Raw genomic sequence first — 16,497 nt, forward strand, 5'->3', positions numbered from 1 at the left:
TTAGCATATCAAAATGTCTCTATCAAGAACTGATAAGCTATTTTACGTTTAGTTGCTAGTCAATTTCCAAAAAATTTAAAAAACGTTTTATGAATTATATTCTGCAACATTATCTGCCGCAATAACAGTAACTAATTTGTTCGTTATTTGTCTTTTCAACATAGATAGTACCAATTTTACTATTATCTGAAAATTTTGCGTATCATAATAATTCATGCCAGATCTAAAAATTAGGTATTTATATACTTTAAAAATCAGATTTTTGTCCAAACAGATAAAAAGTTCTCAAAGCAAAAAAAATCACCCATGAGGAGGGATAATCGACATTATCTAAGCTAGACTAAACTTTCGTCATCATCTTAACGCTTATTCTCACTCTCACGGATAATTCTTAATAGCTATTAAGTTTGATTATTTGAATTAAACTAATTCTAAAATAACCATTGGAGCTCCATCACCTTTACGGGCGGTAGCAAGCTTCATAATTCTGGTGTAACCACCATTACGGTCTTTATAACGAGGTGCAACGTCGCTAAAAAGCTTTTGTAATGCAGATTTTACAACAACTGCATCTTTTTCTTCATGAATATCTGCAACTTCATCACGTACAAAAGCAGCAGCTTGTCTTCTAGCAGCTAAATCACCGCGTTTGCCTAAAGTAATCATCTTTTCGGCGGTTTTACGAACTTCTTTAGCACGAGCTTCAGTTGTAGTAATGCGTTCCTTCATGATTAATTGAGTAGTCATTTCTCTGAGCATTGCTTTTCTATGTGCGCTATCGCGACCCAATTTACGGTATGCCATCAGTTTACCTCCTTTATTGTTTTAATTAATCTTCTTGACGAAGTGATAATCCCAAGTCAGCTAATTTGTTTTTAACTTCTTCCAATGATTTACGTCCTAAATTGCGTACACGCATCATATCTGCTTCTGTCTTATCAGTTAATTCCTGCAGAGTATTAATGCCAGCACGTTTAAGACAGTTATAAGAACGAACAGAAAGATCAAGCTCTTCAATTGTCATTTCGAGCTTCTTTTCAGCTGTGTCATCCTCTTTTTCAACCATCACATCATTGAACTTAGTATTTGCATCAGCAGTTTCAAACACTTTAAAGTGTGCAACTAAAATTTTAGCTGCGAAACTAAGGGCATCGTTAGGCTTGATTGAACCATCTGTCCAAATCTCTAAAGTGAGCTTATCAAAATCGTCTCTTTTACCAACACGAGTAGATTCAACTTGGTAATTTACTTTATCTATTGGTGAAAATAAAGAATCAACAGGAATGACACCAATTGGCATATCTTCGCTCTTATTGTCACTTGCTGCAACATAGCCGCGACCATTTTTAACGGCAATTTGCATGTGCAAGTGTCCACCTTCAGCAATAGTACAAATATATTGGTCAGGATTCAGGATTTGAATATCTGCGTCAGCTTTAAGATCATCAGCGGTTACAGTAGCCGGACCCTCAACGTCTATTTCAATAATTTTTTGTTCATCTGAAAAAGACTTTAATTCAAGTTTCTTAAGGTTCAGGATTATCTTAGCGACATCTTCTCTTACGCCTGGAACGGTTGAGAATTCGTGTAAGACATCATCTATTTGAACGTAAACAAGTCCTGTACCTGGGATAGATGTCAGTAAAACTCTACGTAATGAGTTACCTAAAGTAGTACCAAAGCCTCGTTCAAGTGGTTCAATAACAAATTTACCATATGACTTCTCTTGGTCCACAACGGTAATATTTGGTTTTTCAAATTCAATCATTACTAGGCCCCTTTCAAAACGCAATGTCCTTCATTAAGAACAAAATTAAACACGACGACGTTTTGGTGGTCTAGAACCATTGTGAGGAACTGGGGTAACATCACGAATAGCTGTGATTTCAAGCCCAGTCGCTTGAAGCGATCTAATAGCAGATTCACGGCCAGCACCAGGACCCTTGACAGAAACTTCAATATGTTTCATACCTTGATCCATTGCACTCTTAGCTGCTGCCTCAGCTGCCATTTGCGCTGCAAATGGTGTAGACTTACGACTACCTTTAAAGCCTAATGCACCGGCTGAAGACCAAGCAATTGCATTGCCTTGAACGTCAGTAATCATGACTAAAGTATTGTTAAACGTAGAATGAATATGAGCAACGCCTTTTTCAACATGCTTCTTCACACGGCGTTTACGTGCTGTTTTAGGCATCAATAAACCTCCTTAAATTTTATTTATTTTTCTTACTACCCTTACGAGTACGGGCATTATTCTTGGTATTTTGACCACGAACTGGAAGTCCGCGACGGTGACGAATACCACGGTAAGAACCAATATCAATTAACCGTTTAATGTTCATGCTGACTTCTCTACGTAAGTCACCTTCAACACGGTACTTGTCTACTTCCGCACGGAGCTTTTCTTGGTCATCTGGAGTCAAATCTTTTGAACGTATGTCTTCAGAAACACCTGCATCCGCACAAATCTTTTGTGCTGTTGGTTCACCAATACCATAAATATAGGTTAATGCAACAACTATTCTTTTATCTCTTGGTAAGTCAACACCAGCAATACGTGCCATAAATTGCACCTCCTATTTATTTTAACCTTGACGTTGCTTGTGCTTTGGATTTGCAGAACAAATAACCATTACACGACCATGTCTTTTAATAATTTTACAATGTTCACACATTGGTTTAACAGATGGTCTAACCTTCATGTTTCCCTCCGTTATTACTTTATAAACCGATAAGTTATTCTACCTTTAGTTAAATCATAAGGAGAAAGTTCCACAGTAACACGGTCTCCAGGCAAAATTCGAATATAGTGCATCCTAATCTTACCGGAAACATGTGCTAAAATCACAGCTCCATTTTCCAATTCAACTTTAAACATAGCATTAGGCAGGGTATCAACTACCTTACCTTTTACTTCAATGACATCATCTTTTGCCAAAGCCGTTCCTCCGCATTTAAACAGTCATACTTTGAAATTATAACACGGAAAAGTAAATATACAAATTATTGCTTTTTACTTAAAACCGCATCAACACTCTTGAAGACTTCTTCAGGAGTTCGTTCACCATCAACTACAGTTAGTAAACTCTTCTTTTGATAATAGTCTTTCAGCGGTGCATTCATTTTTTCGTTAACTTCTAAACGATTTTTAACTACTTCAGGCTTGTCATCCTCACGTTGATAGAAGTCGTGACCACCACAACGATCACAAGTATCCTTAACTTTAGGCATCTTGGTAATCTTATTGTAAGTGGCCCCACATTTTCTGCACATAAAGCGCGCTGACAAGCGTTTTACTAAAGTTTCTTCTTTAACTTCAAGTGAGATGACATTTGTTAAGGGCTTATTCAAACGTTCGGTAATACCTTCTAGCAGCTCCGCTTGAACTAGTGTCCGCGGAAAACCGTCTAAAATGTAACCTTCTTTAATATCAGGTTGGCCCAAACGTTCCTCAACCAACTTAGCTGTAACTTCATCCGGTACCAGATCACCCTTATCAATGTAGCTTTTAGCTTCAAGACCAACTTTAGTCTCATTAGCCATTGCATCTCTAAACATATCCCCAGTTGAAATATGAGTTAGATGATATTTATCTACGATCTGTTCTGATACTGTTCCCTTGCCAGCACCTGGCAAGCCTAAAAGAAATATATTAATCATTTATCTGTTCCTATCTGATGAATCCAACGTATTCTCTCTTCATTAACAATCCGTTAATTTGACGAGATAATTCTAAGACAACCCCAATTACAATCAGAAGGCTAGTACCGCCTAAACCAATCGAACTTGGCAAATCCCAAAAATTAGTAGCTAACTGTGGCAATAACGCAACAAGACCTAAAAATACGGATCCAACAGTTGATAATCTTATCAATACTTTAGATACATAGTCTTGTGTATCTTTACCCGGCCAAACACTTGGAATATAAGCACCTTGTTTTTGTAAATTCTTTGACAGCTTCTCAGGATTAACTTGAACAAAAGCATAAAAGAACGTAAACAAAATGATTAAAACAGTATAAATTATGACTCCAGGTGTAGTTTGCATACTAAAGATATTAGTCATTACCTTGTACCATTGCTGGTCACCTTGAGATCTTTGAAAGGCCATTAAAATAGTCGCTGGTGTAATGATAAATGAACTAGCAAAAATAACTGGAATAACACCAGAAACATTAACTTTTAACGGCAAAAAGCTTTCGGAGCCACTTATTGTTGCTCTTCTTGTATATTGTATTGGAATTCGGCGATCTGCCTGTTCTACCCAGGTAACTAACTGGGTTACGATGAGTATTGCAATGATAATCGCGATGAAGAACAAAATCCCTTGCCAACGATCACTAGCATTATTATTGATTACGCTGTCCTTATATAGCTGCCAGAGGCCACGAGGAAGACGTGCAATAATACCAGCAAAAATAATTACTGATACACCATTACCTAGTCCCTTATCAGTAATTTCATCACCAAGCCAAGTTAGAAGCATCGTTCCAGCAGTCATAATTATTGCAATTTCACAATAAGACTGCCAGGTTTGAGACTTAACTAAGCCCATTTGCGTTAAAGCATTGAAGCCAAGCGTAATTCCGATACTCTGAATGAATGCCACAAATAAGGCAAGCCAACGAGTTACGTTATTAGTCTTACGACGTCCTACTTCACCTTGTTTGCCCCACTCTACTAATGTTGGAACAATGTCCATCTGCAAAAGTTGAATAACAATTTGCGCAGTAATGTAAGGTGAAACACCCAAAGAGAAAATTGAATAATTATCTAGTCCACCACCAGACACAGTATCCAGCATTGGCACTAGACCGGTTTGTGCAACTTGAGTAATCGCTTTTGCGTTGACACCTGGAACAGTAATATTAGCTCCAATTCGGTATATCAAAAGAATAAAGAGAGTGAAATAAATTTTATTTCTAATTTCTTTATCCTTAAAGGCGTTCTTCAAGGTCGAAAACATTAGATCACCTCAACAGATCCGCCTGCATCTTCAACTGCTTTCTTCGCAGCGGCGGAAACTTTGTTAATCTTTACGTTTAACTTAACTTTTAACTCACCTTTTGCAAGCAATTTAACGCCTGATAATTCTTTCTTTACCAAACCTTTTTCTTTGAGACTAGCAACAGTAACATCGCTGTTATTCTCAAACTTGTTTAAGTCGTCTAAGTTAATGATTGCATACTCTTTGCGGTTAATGTTCTTAAAACCACGTTTAGGCATAGTTCTGAATAATGGCATCTGACCACCTTCAAAACCTAAACGGGTATGACCGCCTTGACGTGACAATTGTCCCTTTTGTCCACGGCCAGAAGTTTTTCCAAAACCACTTGAAGTACCACGACCAACACGTTTTCTAGCATTGCGTGAACCTTCAGCAGCATGTAATTCATGAAGCTTCATTAATTTGGCACCTCCTCAATTAACTATTTATTTATCTCTTCAACTGAAATCAAGTGGGCAATTTTCATTAATGCACCACGAGTAGCAGCATTGTCTGGTAGAGTTGTTGTACTATTAATTCTACCTAAGCCTAGAGCTTTCACAACTTTTCTTTGGTTAGGTAGACGGTGTGCAGCACTTCTAATTAAAGTAACTTTTAATTCAGTCATTTTTCCAGTCTCCCTAATCCAATTCAGCGTGACGAAGCTTTTCAATATCTTCACTTGTTCTAAGCTTCTTTAATCCATCAATTGTTGCACGAACAACATTGATAGGAGTGTTTGAGCCAAGTGACTTAGAAGTAACATCAGCAATACCAGCCATATCCATAACGATACGAACGGCACCACCTGCAGCAACACCTGAACCAGCTGGGGCAGGCTTAATTAAAATGTTACCTGAACCATAGTGACCAATTACCTCATGAGGAATGGTAGTACCAACCTTAGGAACCTTGATCATGTTCTTTTTACCAGCTTCAACAGCCTTACGGATTGCTTCTGGAACTTCTTGAGCTTTACCAGTACCAAAGCCTACACGACCTTTTTTGTCACCAACAATTACCAAGGCAGCAAATCTCATTCTTTGTCCACCCTTGACAACCTTAGTAACACGATTAATTGCGACTAACTGATCTTCAATATCGTCCTTATTTCTGCGATTATTACGAGAATCGTTGCGGTTTGCCATGTATTATTCTCCTTTCCTAGAAATCTAATCCGTTTTCACGAGCGGCATCTGCCAATGCTGAAATACGGCCGTGGTATAGGTAACCACTTCTATCAAAAACAACATTTGTAATGCTCTTAGCTTTTGCTGCTTCAGCAATTGCCTTGCCAACAGCTTGAGCTTGTTCTACTTTAGTTTGATCTTTTGATACATTATCATCTAAAGTTGAGGCACTTGCTAGCGTTACACCCGCTACGTCATCAATTAATTGAGCGTAGATGTTTTTGTTTGAACGGAAAACGCTTAAGCGTGGGCGCTCAGCAGTACCAGAAATTTTGCTACGAATACGTTTATGACGCTTTAAGCGCAATTTGTTCTTATCTGGTTTTGAAATCACAATTTCACCTCAAAAATTTTTACTATTTACCTGTCTTACCTTCCTTACGACGTACGTATTCATCAGTATAACGAATACCTTTACCCTTATATGGCTCAGGTGGACGTACATCGCGAATTTCAGCAGCAAATTGACCAACATTTTGCTTTGAAATTCCTTCTACTTCAATATCTGTAGCTGAAGTAGCTTTAACTGAAACACCTTCTGGTGCAGTCATTACAACTGGGTGAGAATAGCCAACATTCAAAGTCAATTTGTTACCTTGTGCTGTTGCACGGTAACCAACACCAATTAACTTTAAAGTCTTTTTATAACCATTAACAACGCCTTCGACCATTGAAGCTAAGTTAGCTCTTTCAGTTCCGTGAAGTGCTTTATCATTTTCACTTGAACGTGAAAAGTTAATCTTGCCATCTTCTTGTTTAAAAGTAATTTTTGGATCGAAGTATCTAGTTAATTCACCTTTAGGTCCTTTAACAGTGATGTTGTCACCCGTCTTGGTAACAGTGACACTATCTGGGACTTCAATTGTTTTTAAACCGATACGGCTCATTGATTGTTCTCCTTTCTGTCAGAATTACCATACATAGGCAATAACTTCGCCACCAACGTCTTTTTGTCTTGCTTCTTTATCGGTAATCACACCGGCAGAAGTAGAAACGATGGCAATACCTAAACCATTTAATACCTTAGGTAAGTTTTCAGCACTAACGTAATTTCTAAGACCTGGCTTAGAAATTCTCTTTAAGCCTGAAATGACACGTTCTCCGTCAGGACCGTATTTCAAAAAGATCTTAATCATGCCTTGCTTGTTATCATCAGTAACTTCGTAATCACGGATGAAGCCTTCACGTTTCAAAATTTCTGAAATAGATTTTTTAATATTTGATGCAGGAATTTCAACAGAATTATGTTTTGCCATGTTGGCGTTTCTAATCCTAGTCAAATAATCTGCAATCGGATCTGTCATGACCATTTATGCTATCCTCCTATCCGTATTACCAACTAGCCTTTTTAAGGCCTGGGATTTGACCCTTGTGAGCTAAATCCTTCAAGCAAATACGACATAAGCCAAACTTGCGGTATACAGAGCGTGGACGACCACATCTCTCGCAACGACTGTATTCACGTGAAGAAAATTTAGCAGGACGATGATTTCTAATTTTTTGTGATGTCTTAGCCATTAATGTCCTCCATTATTTTGCAAACGGCATACCAAACTGACCTAGAAGCTCACGTGCTTCTTCATCTGTGTTGGCAGTAGTAACGATAACAACATCTAAACCCCTAGTCCTATTAACCTTATCAAAGTCAATTTCTGGGAAAATCAATTGTTCCTTAATACCTAAAGTGTAGTTACCACGACCATCAAATGAACGGCTTGAAACACCGCGGAAGTCGCGAACACGAGGAAGTGAAACACTGATTAACTTATATAAGAAATCGTACATTCTATCTCCTCTAAGTGTTACCTTAGCACCGATAGACATGCCTTCACGTAAGCGGAAATTGGCAATTGACTTTTTGGCTTTAGTTACCAAAGGCTTTTGACCTGAAATTAAAGTCAATTCTTCAACAGCTTCATCCAAGTTCTTAGCATTAGAAACGGCATCACCGACACCCATGTTCAATACTATTTTTTCGATTTTTGGTACTTGCATAACTGAGCTGTAGCCAAATTTTTCTTGCAACGCAGGAACAATTTTTTCTTTATATTCTTGAGCTAAATAATTTGCCATATGTGTCCTCCCTCCTACTTCTTAGTTTCTTCTTTTTTATCTTTTGCTTTGCTTTCAGACTTAGCAATTACTTTAACATTTGATGCGTGAATTGAACCCTCTGACTCAACTACACCACCATTTGCATTAGTCTGTGAAGGCTTTTGGTGTTTCTTAATCTTATTAACGCCCTTTACAACCACACGGTTTTTCTTAACATTAACAGAAAGAACAGTACCTTCTTTACCTTTGTCTTTTCCGGCAATAACTTTTACTTTGTCACCAGTTTTAACAAACATCAGTGCACCTCACTTAATTATAAGACTTCAGGAGCAAGAGAGACGATTTTCATAAAGTCGTGCTCACGTAGCTCACGTGCAACAGGCCCAAAGATACGAGTACCACGTGGGCTCTTATCTGCATTAATAACTACACCAGCATTTTCATCAAACTTGATGTATGAACCATCTTCACGACGTGCGCCTGATTTTGTTCTAACAATAACTGCTTTGACAACGTCACCTTTTTTGACAACGCCACCTGGTGTTGCTTGTTTGACAGTTGCAACCACAATATCACCAATGTTACCAGTCTTACGTCTTGATCCACCTAAGACTCTAATAACTAAAAGTTCTCTGGCACCTGAGTTATCAGCAACCTTCAAACGGGATTCATTTTGAATCACTATATAATCCTCCCCTCACTAAATCCGCAGTATTAAACAGATTTTTTGACAATTTCAACTAAACGAAAGCGTTTTGTACGAGATAATGGACGAGTTTCCATGATACGAACAGTATCGCCAACTTTAGCTTCATTTTTTTCATCTTGTGCGTAGTATTTCTTTGAATATCTAATACGCTTCTTGTAAACAGGGTGATTCTTATAAGTATCAACAACTACAGTGATAGTTTTGTCGTTCTTATCAGAAATTACTTGGCCTTGATATACATGACGATGATTTCTTTCGATTGATTCGCTCAAGTTAATAACTCCCTTCCACTAATCTTTTTCCAATGCTTTTTCGCTGAGAATTGTTTTAATTCTAGCAATATTTTTGCGGACTTTACCTAGGCGAGCGGTATTTTCTAATTGACCCGTTGCTTGTTGAAAGCGCAAGTTGAAAAGCTCTTCTTTGTATTGCTTTTCCTTGTCTAACATTTGATCAGTGGTTAATGCTCTGATATCTTTAGCCTTCATTAGAATTGCCACCTACTTCCGAACTTTTAGTCACAAACTTACATTTAATCGGTAACTTAGTTGCAGCTAATCTTAAAGCTTCACGTGCTGTAGCTTCATTAACGCCACCGATTTCAAACATAATCTTTTCTCTCTTGACTACAGCTACCCAGCCTGCAGGTGCACCTTTACCAGAACCCATACGTACACCAACACCTTTAGCAGTGTATGACTTTTGAGGGAAAATTCTAATCCAAACTTTACCACCACGCTTCATGTAACGAGTCATCGCAACACGAGCAGCTTCAATTTGTTGAGTAGTAATCCAGTGGGACTCTAAGGCTTGTAAACCATATTCACCAAAAGCAATGGTTCTACCACCCTTAGCAGCGCCACGCATTTTACCACGAAATTCACGACGGTGCTTTACCCTTTTTGGTACTAGAGGCATTATTTGTTTCCTCCCTTCGCAGCTTTTTCGGGCTTCTTACTTTTAGAAGGTAAGATTTCACCCCGGTTAATCCATACTTGAACACCAATTTCACCGTAAGTGGTGAAGGCATTTACCCAAGCATAATCAATGTCAGCTCTTAAAGTTTGTAGCGGTACACGACCTTCTGTGTGCCACTCTCTTCTTGCCATGTCAGCACCGTTTAAACGACCAGAAGTTTGCACTCTGATTCCTTTAGCACCGGCACGCATTGTTCTTTGAGTAGCTTGACGAGTAGCACGTCTAAAAGCAATACGGGCTTCAAGTTGACTTGCAATACTTTCGGCTACTAATTTAGCATCAAGATCTGGCTTTTTGATTTCAACAATATTAACGTGTACTTGCTTCTTAGTCAAAGCATTTAATTCTTTTCTTAATGCTTCAACTTCAGAACCACCTTTACCAATTACCATACCTGGTTTAGAAGTATTGATTGATACGTTGATTCTATTGGCTGCACGTTCAATTTCAACAGTAGAAACAGAGGCATTCTTCAATTTCTTATCGATGAATTTTCTGATGCGCAGATCTTCATTTAAGGTTTCTTTGTATCCTCTGTCAGCATACCATTTTGATTCCCAGTCACGAATCACGCCGAGACGAAAACCATTTGGGTTAATTTTCTGACCCATTAATATACCTCCCTTAATCGTTCTTTTCTGACACTACTACAACTACGTGACTAGTTCTCTTGTTAATAGGAGAAGCCATACCTTTGGCACGTGGTCTAAATCTCTTCAAAGTAGCTCCTTCGTTTACATATGCTTCTGATACGTAAAGATTGGCACTTTCAAGATCGTAATTGTGTTCTGCATTTGCAATTGCTGAGCGTAAAACTTTTTCAACGATTGGGGAAGCAGCTCTAGGCGTAAATTGCAAGATTGCCAATGCTTCAGCTACGTCTTTGCCACGAATCAAATCAACGACCAAACGTGCTTTTCTGGGAGCAATGCGAACTGTTCTTGCTTCTGCCCTAGCTGAACTAATTTGTTCTGCCATTTAAGTGTTTCTCCTTTCTTTATTTTGAAGTAGCCTTATCGTCAGATGTCTTGTGTCCACGGAAAGTTCTCGTTGGAACAAATTCACCTAACTTATGACCAACCATGTCCTCGGTAATATAAACTGGAACATGCTTTCTACCATCGTAAACAGCTATAGTCAAACCAACAAAGGAAGGAAAAATAGTTGAACGACGTGACCAAGTCTTAATAACCTGCTTTTTATCTGTATCAGCCTGTGCATCAACCTTCTTTAACAAAGATGCATCAGCAAAAGGCCCTTTTTTAATACTACGGCTCATTAATTTACCCTCCTTTTACTATTTGCTGCCTTTACGGTGACGTACAATTAACTTCTCGCTGGCTCTCTTACTATTTCTAGTCTTAATACCGCGAGCTTTCTTACCCCATGGAGTCATTGGTTGTGGACGACCTACTGGAGCCTTACCTTCACCACCACCATGTGGGTGATCGTTAGGGTTCATTACGGAACCACGAGATTGTGGGCGTCTGCCTAACCAGCGGCTGCGGCCGGCTTTACCTAATTGGATTAATGAATGTTGTTCATTACCCACAACACCGATAGTTGCACGACAAACTGATAAAATCTTACGAACTTCACCACTTTGTAATTTAACTAAAGTGTACTTACCGTCGCTACCTAAAACTTGAGCACTGGCTCCAGCACTTCTTACGAGCTGACCACCTTTTCCTGGTCTTAATTCAATGTTGTGAATTGAAGTACCAGTTGGGATATTCTTTAATGGTAAGGCATTACCTGGCTTAATATCAGCATTTGCACCAGATTCAACTACATCACCAACATTCAAGCCCTTTGGTGCCAAAATATAAGTTTTGATACCATCAGTATAATGAAGAAGTGCAATATTAGCAGTTCTATTTGGATCGTACTCGATAGCCTTAACAACAGCCTTTGCGTTGTCTTTGTTACGCTTGAAATCGATGATACGGTATTTTTGCTTATGTCCACCACCACGGTGTCTACTGGTAATATGACCATAAGAGTTACGACCTGCTGTATGTGATTGTGACTCAAGTAATGTACGTTCTGGCTTGCTCTTAGTAATTTCCGCAAAGTCAGAAGTAGTCATATTACGGCGACCATTTGTGGTTGGCTTATAAATTTTAATAGCCAATTGACTGACCTCCTATTACTTATTTTCTTCTTTATTTTCGTTATCGTCTTTGAAAATTTTGATGTCGTTTGAATCTTCAGTTAAAGTGACAATTGCCTTACGAGTACGAGCTGTTTTACCAGTATAACGGCCAACACGCTTGTCCTTACCACGAACATTCATGATATTAACTTTCTTAACCTTAACATCAAAAATTTCTTCAACGGCGTCACGAACTTGAGTCTTGGTTGCAGTTAAAAGCACGTTGAAAGTGTACTTCTTATCATCCATTAAGTTCGTTGACTTTTCAGTAATGACAGGTCTTAAAATGATATCATGTGCACTCATTTCGTCGAAGCCCCCTCAACATTCTTTTCAATCTTTTCAATAGCTTCTTTAGTCAAAACTAACTTGTCATAATCGACAACATCTTCAACGTTCAAGCCATTAGCAGTAATCACTTTAACGTTTGGCAAGTTTTTAGCTGAAAGCTGTACGTTCTTGTCTTCAGAAACAACCAGAACCTTACCTTCAATCTTTAAGCTGTCCAATAATGACTTGAATTCTTTTGTTTTAGGAGCAGACATTGTTAACTGGTCTAAAACAATCAAATCTTCATCAAGCAATTTTTGGGAAAGAACTGACTTGATAGCCAAGCGCCGTTGCTTTCTCGGCATTGAGTAAGCGTATGAGCGAGGAGTTGGTCCGAAGACTACACCACCGCCACGCCATTGTGGTGAACGGATAGAACCTTGACGAGCACGACCTGTACCCTTTTGCTTCCAAGGCTTTTTACCACCACCACGAACAGCGGATCTATTCTTAACCTTTGAGGTTCCTTGACGCTTGCCAGCTCTTTGTCTGATAATTGCGTCGAAAACAACGCTCTCATTTGGTTTAATACCAAATACTTCATCATTTAAAGTAACTTCACCAGCATCTTTGCCTTTTTGATCAATAACTTTAAAATTAGCCATTCTAGTCCTCCTTCCTATTTATTATTCTTAACAGCAGATCTAACAGTAAGCAATGAATTCTTAGCACCAGGTACGTTACCCTTAATTAATAATACATTCTTATCTGCTACAACTTTTTCAATTACTAAGTTTTCAATGGTAACTTTCTTCATTCCCATGTGACCTGGCAAGCGCTTGCCTTTAGGTACACGGTTAATGATGGAACCCATTGAGCCAGGAATTCTGTGGTATCTTGAACCATGAGTTTCTGGTCCACGTGATTGGCCCCAACGTTTGATGTTACCTTGGTATCCATGACCTCTTGTAGTACCAGTGACGTCAACAACGTCACCTTCCTTAAATGTGTCCACAGTAACTTCTGAGCCGACTTCGTAGTCCTTAAGCTCAACTCCGCGGATTTCACGTATGAAGCGCTTAGGCGAAGTCTTTGCTTTTGCAGCATGACCTTTTTCCGGTTTGTTGCTCAAAACTTCACGCTTATCTTGATATCCTAATTGAACTGCTTCGTAACCGTCTGATTCAACAGTCTTAACTTGCATAACAACGTTAGGAGTTGCTTCAACAACTGTTACGGGCACAAGGATACCATCTTTAGTGAAGATTTGAGTCATACCAACTTTTCTTCCTAAGATTCCTTTGGTCATGATTACACCTCTTTCTTTTTTAAAAATTAAAGTTTAATTTCGATGTCAACACCGCTTGGTAAATCAAGCTTCATTAAAGAGTCAACAGTTTTAGGTGTTGGGTTTAAAATATCGATTAAACGCTTATGTGTGCGCATTTCGAATTGTTCACGTGAATCCTTGTTCTTATGTGGTGAACGCAAAACAGTGAACAATACCCTTTCTGTTGGCAATGGAACTGGACCTGAAATTTCGGCTCCAGTCCTCTTAGCTGTAGCTACGATCTTAGCAGCTGATTCATCGAGAATACCATGTTCGTAAGACTTAAGTCTAATACGAATTGATTGACTTGCCATTAAATTACCTCCTCAACGTCTTCTTTAAAAGATGACTAGCTTCCGCAAAAATTCCCGGCACTACCTCTGTGGCAATGCAGCCTGGTGTGCCGCAACCTTTTGCATCAATGCTTTACAACAAAATGCGTTTTAGGGCAGAATATGCCCTAGACGCACAAAAAATAGTATACCTGTTTTAAGCTGAAATATCAAGGATTATAGGATAAAATTTCTTAATATAATGCAAAAATTAGTATTGTTTTTACATAAAATTTGACTGCTAAATTATTAGCGCTGTTTAAAATACTACCTCAAATAAATCTTAGCAAGTTATTTGCCTATTCCTGAGCATAAGTAAAAAACAAATTTATTGCCTAATAAACATATAAAAAAGAGCTATTGGACTTGCCAATAGCTCTTTTTCTAATTAGTCAGCGTTACCGCCGCGTTTTTTAATAATATCTTCTTGAATAGATTTAGGTGTTGGTGAGTAGTGATCAAAGACCATTGTGAATGTACCACGACCTTGAGTTGAAGAACGCAAGGTTGTAGCATAACCAAACATTTCAGCAAGTGGAACCATTGAATTCAATACTTTAGCACCTGAACGATCCTGCATGTTGTCCATAGTACCACGACGTGCAGTAATTGAACCCATAACGTCACCTAAATATTCTTCAGGCGTAATTACCTGAACTTTCATAATAGGCTCAAGAATAACAGCACCAGCCTTAGGAGCAGCATTTCTCAATGCTAATGATGCAGCAACTTTGAAGGCAGCTTCAGATGAGTCGACTTCGTGGTAACTACCATCATAAAGCTTAGCTTTAACATCGATCAATGGGTAACCGGCAAGAATACCGTTCTTCATTGACTCTTGCAAACCAGCATCTACAGCAGGGATAAATTCACGAGGTACGACACCACCAACAATGGCATCTTCAAATTCGTAACCTTTTCCTCTTTCATTTGGTGTAAATTCAATCCAAACGTCACCATATTGACCTTTACCACCTGATTGACGCACGAATTTACCTTGTGCTTTAGCAGGCTTAGTGAAGGTTTCACGGTAAGCAACTTGCGGTTCACCAATTTTAGCTTCAACGTGGAACTCACGCTTCATACGTTCAACCATTATTTGCAGGTGTAATTCACCCATTCCGGAAATCAAAGTTTGACCGGTTTCAGCGTTTGTTTCTGCTCTAAAAGTTGGGTCCTCTTCAGTCAATTTTTGCAAAGCAACATCAAGTTTGTCACGGTCAGCTTTTGATTCTGGCTCAATTGAAACTTGAATAACTGGATCTGGAACTTCCAAACTTTCCAAAATTAAGGCGTGATCAGGATCAGTCAATGAATCACCAGTTGTGGTGTTCTTCAAACCAATAGCACCCGCAATATCACCAGAAAAGACTTCAGGAATCTCACTTCTGGAGTTAGCATGCATTTGCAACAAACGACCAACACGTTCACGGCTGTTCTTGGAAGCGTTCAAAACGTATGAACCTGATTCTAGGGAACCAGTATAAACACGAATATAAGTCAAACGACCAACAAATGGGTCAGTAGCAATCTTAAATGCTAAAGCTGAGAATGGTTTGTCATCCCCTGCTACTAATTCAACTTCTTCGCCAGTCTTTGGATCATGAGCAACATAAGGCTTAACATCTAATGGTGATGGCAAGTAGTCAACAACACCATCAAGCATCATTTGTACACCCTTGTTCTTGAATGCTGAACCGGCAAATACTGGGAAAACCTTCAATTCCAGTGTAGCTTTACGAATAGCAGCCTTTAATTCATCAACGGAAATTTCATCACCGTTAAGGTATTTTTCCATGATGTCATCATCAACATCAGCTACTTGTTCAATTAATTCAGCTCGACGCTTTTCAGCTTCTTCTTTGTATTCGTCTGGAACTGGAATAGTATCCCATTTAGAGCCAAGTTTATCTTCATCATAAACATCGGCTACCATATTGAGTAAGTCAATAACTCCTTCAAAGCTTTCGGCAGAGCCGATTGGCATTTGGACAGCCAAAGCGTTGGCGTTTAAACGTTCATGCAAAGAAGTAACAGATTTGTCAAAATCCGCACCAATCTTGTCCATCTTGTTTACAAAAACAATTCGAGGAACACCGTAAGTTTCAGCTTGGCGCCAAACGTTTTCAGTTTGAGGCTCAACACCAGCTTGAGCATCAAGAACAGTTACAGCCCCATCAAGTACACGAAGTGAACGTTCAACTTCAATAGTGAAGTCAACGTGTCCTGGGGTATCAATAATGTTTATTCTGTAGTCATGCCATTGTGCAGTAGTAGCTGCAGAAGTAATGGTGATACCACGTTCTTTTTCTTCATCCATCCAATCCATTTGTGAGTCACCCTCATGGGTTTCACCAATTTTATGGATTTTTCCAGTGTAATAAAGAATACGCTCTGTTGTGGTAGTTTTACCCGCATCAATGTGGGCCATAATACCAATATTACGTGTTTTTTCTAATGGAAATTCACGCTTATTAGCCATAGATTT

General features: G+C 38.8%; 30 protein-coding genes. All 30 read right to left on the reverse strand.

Annotated elements, in window-relative coordinates:
- Positions 1–420 precede the first annotated feature (420 nt).
- The 30 genes from rplQ to fusA all read right to left on the reverse strand — a co-directional run bounded on the left by rplQ (position 421) and on the right by fusA (position 16,491).
- Complete coding sequence (gene rplQ / locus JF73_RS06375; RefSeq protein WP_038523699.1) at positions 421–804, reverse strand: 50S ribosomal protein L17; 384 nt, start codon at positions 802–804, stop codon at positions 421–423.
- Positions 805–829: 25 nt separating this feature from the next.
- Entirely contained in the window at positions 830–1,768 is a 939-nt protein-coding gene (locus JF73_RS06380; RefSeq protein ID WP_038523702.1) for a DNA-directed RNA polymerase subunit alpha, read from the reverse strand.
- 45 nt (positions 1,769–1,813) lie between these two features.
- Positions 1,814–2,197 carry a 30S ribosomal protein S11 gene (gene rpsK / locus JF73_RS06385; RefSeq protein ID WP_038523704.1) on the reverse strand — a complete coding sequence of 128 codons (384 nt, stop codon included), beginning with the start codon at positions 2,195–2,197 and terminating at the stop codon, positions 1,814–1,816.
- 19 nt (positions 2,198–2,216) lie between these two features.
- Positions 2,217–2,567: a 30S ribosomal protein S13 gene (gene rpsM, locus JF73_RS06390; protein WP_034980405.1), complete on the reverse strand. Its 351-nt coding sequence runs from the start codon at positions 2,565–2,567 to the stop codon at positions 2,217–2,219.
- A gap of 21 nt (positions 2,568–2,588) precedes the next feature.
- Positions 2,589–2,705 carry a 50S ribosomal protein L36 gene (rpmJ, locus tag JF73_RS06395; protein ID WP_003647815.1) on the reverse strand — a complete coding sequence of 39 codons (117 nt, stop codon included), beginning with the start codon at positions 2,703–2,705 and terminating at the stop codon, positions 2,589–2,591.
- 14 nt (positions 2,706–2,719) lie between these two features.
- Positions 2,720–2,941, reverse strand: coding sequence for a translation initiation factor IF-1 (gene infA, locus JF73_RS06400; protein WP_034980408.1), 222 nt, complete (start codon positions 2,939–2,941; stop codon positions 2,720–2,722).
- A gap of 65 nt (positions 2,942–3,006) precedes the next feature.
- Positions 3,007–3,663, reverse strand: coding sequence for an adenylate kinase (locus JF73_RS06405; protein WP_046327483.1), 657 nt, complete (start codon positions 3,661–3,663; stop codon positions 3,007–3,009).
- Positions 3,664–3,673: 10 nt separating this feature from the next.
- Entirely contained in the window at positions 3,674–4,969 is a 1,296-nt protein-coding gene (secY, locus tag JF73_RS06410) for a preprotein translocase subunit SecY (protein ID WP_038523712.1), read from the reverse strand.
- Positions 4,969–5,409: a 50S ribosomal protein L15 gene (gene rplO, locus JF73_RS06415; RefSeq protein ID WP_038523715.1), complete on the reverse strand. Its 441-nt coding sequence runs from the start codon at positions 5,407–5,409 to the stop codon at positions 4,969–4,971. Before rplO ends, secY begins: the two co-directional genes overlap by 1 nt.
- Positions 5,410–5,432: 23 nt before the next feature.
- The gene (gene rpmD, locus JF73_RS06420; RefSeq protein WP_038523718.1) at positions 5,433–5,618 is read right to left on the reverse strand and encodes a 50S ribosomal protein L30; all 186 of its coding nucleotides are present in this window, start codon (positions 5,616–5,618) and stop codon (positions 5,433–5,435) included.
- Between the two features lie 13 nt (positions 5,619–5,631).
- Positions 5,632–6,138: a 30S ribosomal protein S5 gene (gene rpsE, locus JF73_RS06425; protein ID WP_038523721.1), complete on the reverse strand. Its 507-nt coding sequence runs from the start codon at positions 6,136–6,138 to the stop codon at positions 5,632–5,634.
- Positions 6,139–6,154: 16 nt separating this feature from the next.
- Entirely contained in the window at positions 6,155–6,514 is a 360-nt protein-coding gene (gene rplR / locus JF73_RS06430) for a 50S ribosomal protein L18 (RefSeq protein ID WP_038523724.1), read from the reverse strand.
- Positions 6,515–6,536: 22 nt separating this feature from the next.
- The gene (rplF, locus tag JF73_RS06435) at positions 6,537–7,067 is read right to left on the reverse strand and encodes a 50S ribosomal protein L6 (RefSeq protein WP_046327484.1); all 531 of its coding nucleotides are present in this window, start codon (positions 7,065–7,067) and stop codon (positions 6,537–6,539) included.
- 24 nt (positions 7,068–7,091) lie between these two features.
- On the reverse strand, positions 7,092–7,490 hold the full coding sequence (gene rpsH / locus JF73_RS06440; RefSeq protein WP_038523731.1) for a 30S ribosomal protein S8: 399 nt from the start codon (positions 7,488–7,490) through the stop codon (positions 7,092–7,094).
- A 22-nt stretch (positions 7,491–7,512) separates the two neighbouring features.
- Entirely contained in the window at positions 7,513–7,698 is a 186-nt protein-coding gene (locus tag JF73_RS06445; protein ID WP_038523734.1) for a type Z 30S ribosomal protein S14, read from the reverse strand.
- Between the two features lie 12 nt (positions 7,699–7,710).
- A complete protein-coding gene (gene rplE, locus JF73_RS06450) occupies positions 7,711–8,253 on the reverse strand; it encodes a 50S ribosomal protein L5 (protein ID WP_038523737.1) in 543 nt (180 codons plus the stop codon).
- A gap of 14 nt (positions 8,254–8,267) precedes the next feature.
- Positions 8,268–8,531, reverse strand: a complete 264-nt coding sequence (rplX, locus tag JF73_RS06455) for a 50S ribosomal protein L24 (RefSeq protein WP_038523740.1) — start codon at positions 8,529–8,531, stop codon at positions 8,268–8,270.
- A 17-nt stretch (positions 8,532–8,548) separates the two neighbouring features.
- On the reverse strand, positions 8,549–8,917 hold the full coding sequence (gene rplN, locus JF73_RS06460) for a 50S ribosomal protein L14 (RefSeq protein WP_034980437.1): 369 nt from the start codon (positions 8,915–8,917) through the stop codon (positions 8,549–8,551).
- Positions 8,918–8,949: 32 nt separating this feature from the next.
- Positions 8,950–9,216 carry a 30S ribosomal protein S17 gene (gene rpsQ / locus JF73_RS06465; protein ID WP_038523743.1) on the reverse strand — a complete coding sequence of 89 codons (267 nt, stop codon included), beginning with the start codon at positions 9,214–9,216 and terminating at the stop codon, positions 8,950–8,952.
- A gap of 18 nt (positions 9,217–9,234) precedes the next feature.
- Positions 9,235–9,432, reverse strand: a complete 198-nt coding sequence (rpmC, locus tag JF73_RS06470) for a 50S ribosomal protein L29 (RefSeq protein ID WP_034980443.1) — start codon at positions 9,430–9,432, stop codon at positions 9,235–9,237.
- On the reverse strand, positions 9,422–9,862 hold the full coding sequence (rplP, locus tag JF73_RS06475) for a 50S ribosomal protein L16 (RefSeq protein ID WP_038523747.1): 441 nt from the start codon (positions 9,860–9,862) through the stop codon (positions 9,422–9,424). Before rplP ends, rpmC begins: the two co-directional genes overlap by 11 nt.
- Complete coding sequence (rpsC, locus tag JF73_RS06480) at positions 9,862–10,533, reverse strand: 30S ribosomal protein S3 (RefSeq protein ID WP_038523750.1); 672 nt, start codon at positions 10,531–10,533, stop codon at positions 9,862–9,864. Before rpsC ends, rplP begins: the two co-directional genes overlap by 1 nt.
- A 13-nt stretch (positions 10,534–10,546) precedes the next feature.
- The gene (gene rplV / locus JF73_RS06485; protein ID WP_038523752.1) at positions 10,547–10,900 is read right to left on the reverse strand and encodes a 50S ribosomal protein L22; all 354 of its coding nucleotides are present in this window, start codon (positions 10,898–10,900) and stop codon (positions 10,547–10,549) included.
- Between the two features lie 19 nt (positions 10,901–10,919).
- Positions 10,920–11,201, reverse strand: a complete 282-nt coding sequence (gene rpsS / locus JF73_RS06490; RefSeq protein WP_038523755.1) for a 30S ribosomal protein S19 — start codon at positions 11,199–11,201, stop codon at positions 10,920–10,922.
- A gap of 18 nt (positions 11,202–11,219) precedes the next feature.
- Positions 11,220–12,056, reverse strand: a complete 837-nt coding sequence (rplB, locus tag JF73_RS06495) for a 50S ribosomal protein L2 (protein ID WP_038523758.1) — start codon at positions 12,054–12,056, stop codon at positions 11,220–11,222.
- A 15-nt stretch (positions 12,057–12,071) separates the two neighbouring features.
- Entirely contained in the window at positions 12,072–12,383 is a 312-nt protein-coding gene (rplW, locus tag JF73_RS06500; protein WP_038523761.1) for a 50S ribosomal protein L23, read from the reverse strand.
- Complete coding sequence (rplD, locus tag JF73_RS06505; RefSeq protein ID WP_046327485.1) at positions 12,380–13,012, reverse strand: 50S ribosomal protein L4; 633 nt, start codon at positions 13,010–13,012, stop codon at positions 12,380–12,382. The genes rplW and rplD overlap by 4 nt, the downstream gene beginning before the upstream one ends.
- 14 nt (positions 13,013–13,026) lie before the next feature.
- Complete coding sequence (gene rplC, locus JF73_RS06510; RefSeq protein ID WP_034980468.1) at positions 13,027–13,656, reverse strand: 50S ribosomal protein L3; 630 nt, start codon at positions 13,654–13,656, stop codon at positions 13,027–13,029.
- A gap of 26 nt (positions 13,657–13,682) precedes the next feature.
- Positions 13,683–13,991 (reverse strand): 30S ribosomal protein S10, encoded by a 309-nt coding sequence (gene rpsJ / locus JF73_RS06515; protein ID WP_046327486.1) that lies wholly within the window; start codon positions 13,989–13,991, stop codon positions 13,683–13,685.
- Positions 13,992–14,397: 406 nt separating this feature from the next.
- Complete coding sequence (fusA, locus tag JF73_RS06520; protein ID WP_038523769.1) at positions 14,398–16,491, reverse strand: elongation factor G; 2,094 nt, start codon at positions 16,489–16,491, stop codon at positions 14,398–14,400.
- Between the last annotated feature and the right edge of the window lie 6 nt (positions 16,492–16,497).

Source organism: Lactobacillus helsingborgensis, from assembly GCF_000970855.1.
Taxonomy (GTDB): domain Bacteria; phylum Bacillota; class Bacilli; order Lactobacillales; family Lactobacillaceae; genus Lactobacillus; species Lactobacillus helsingborgensis.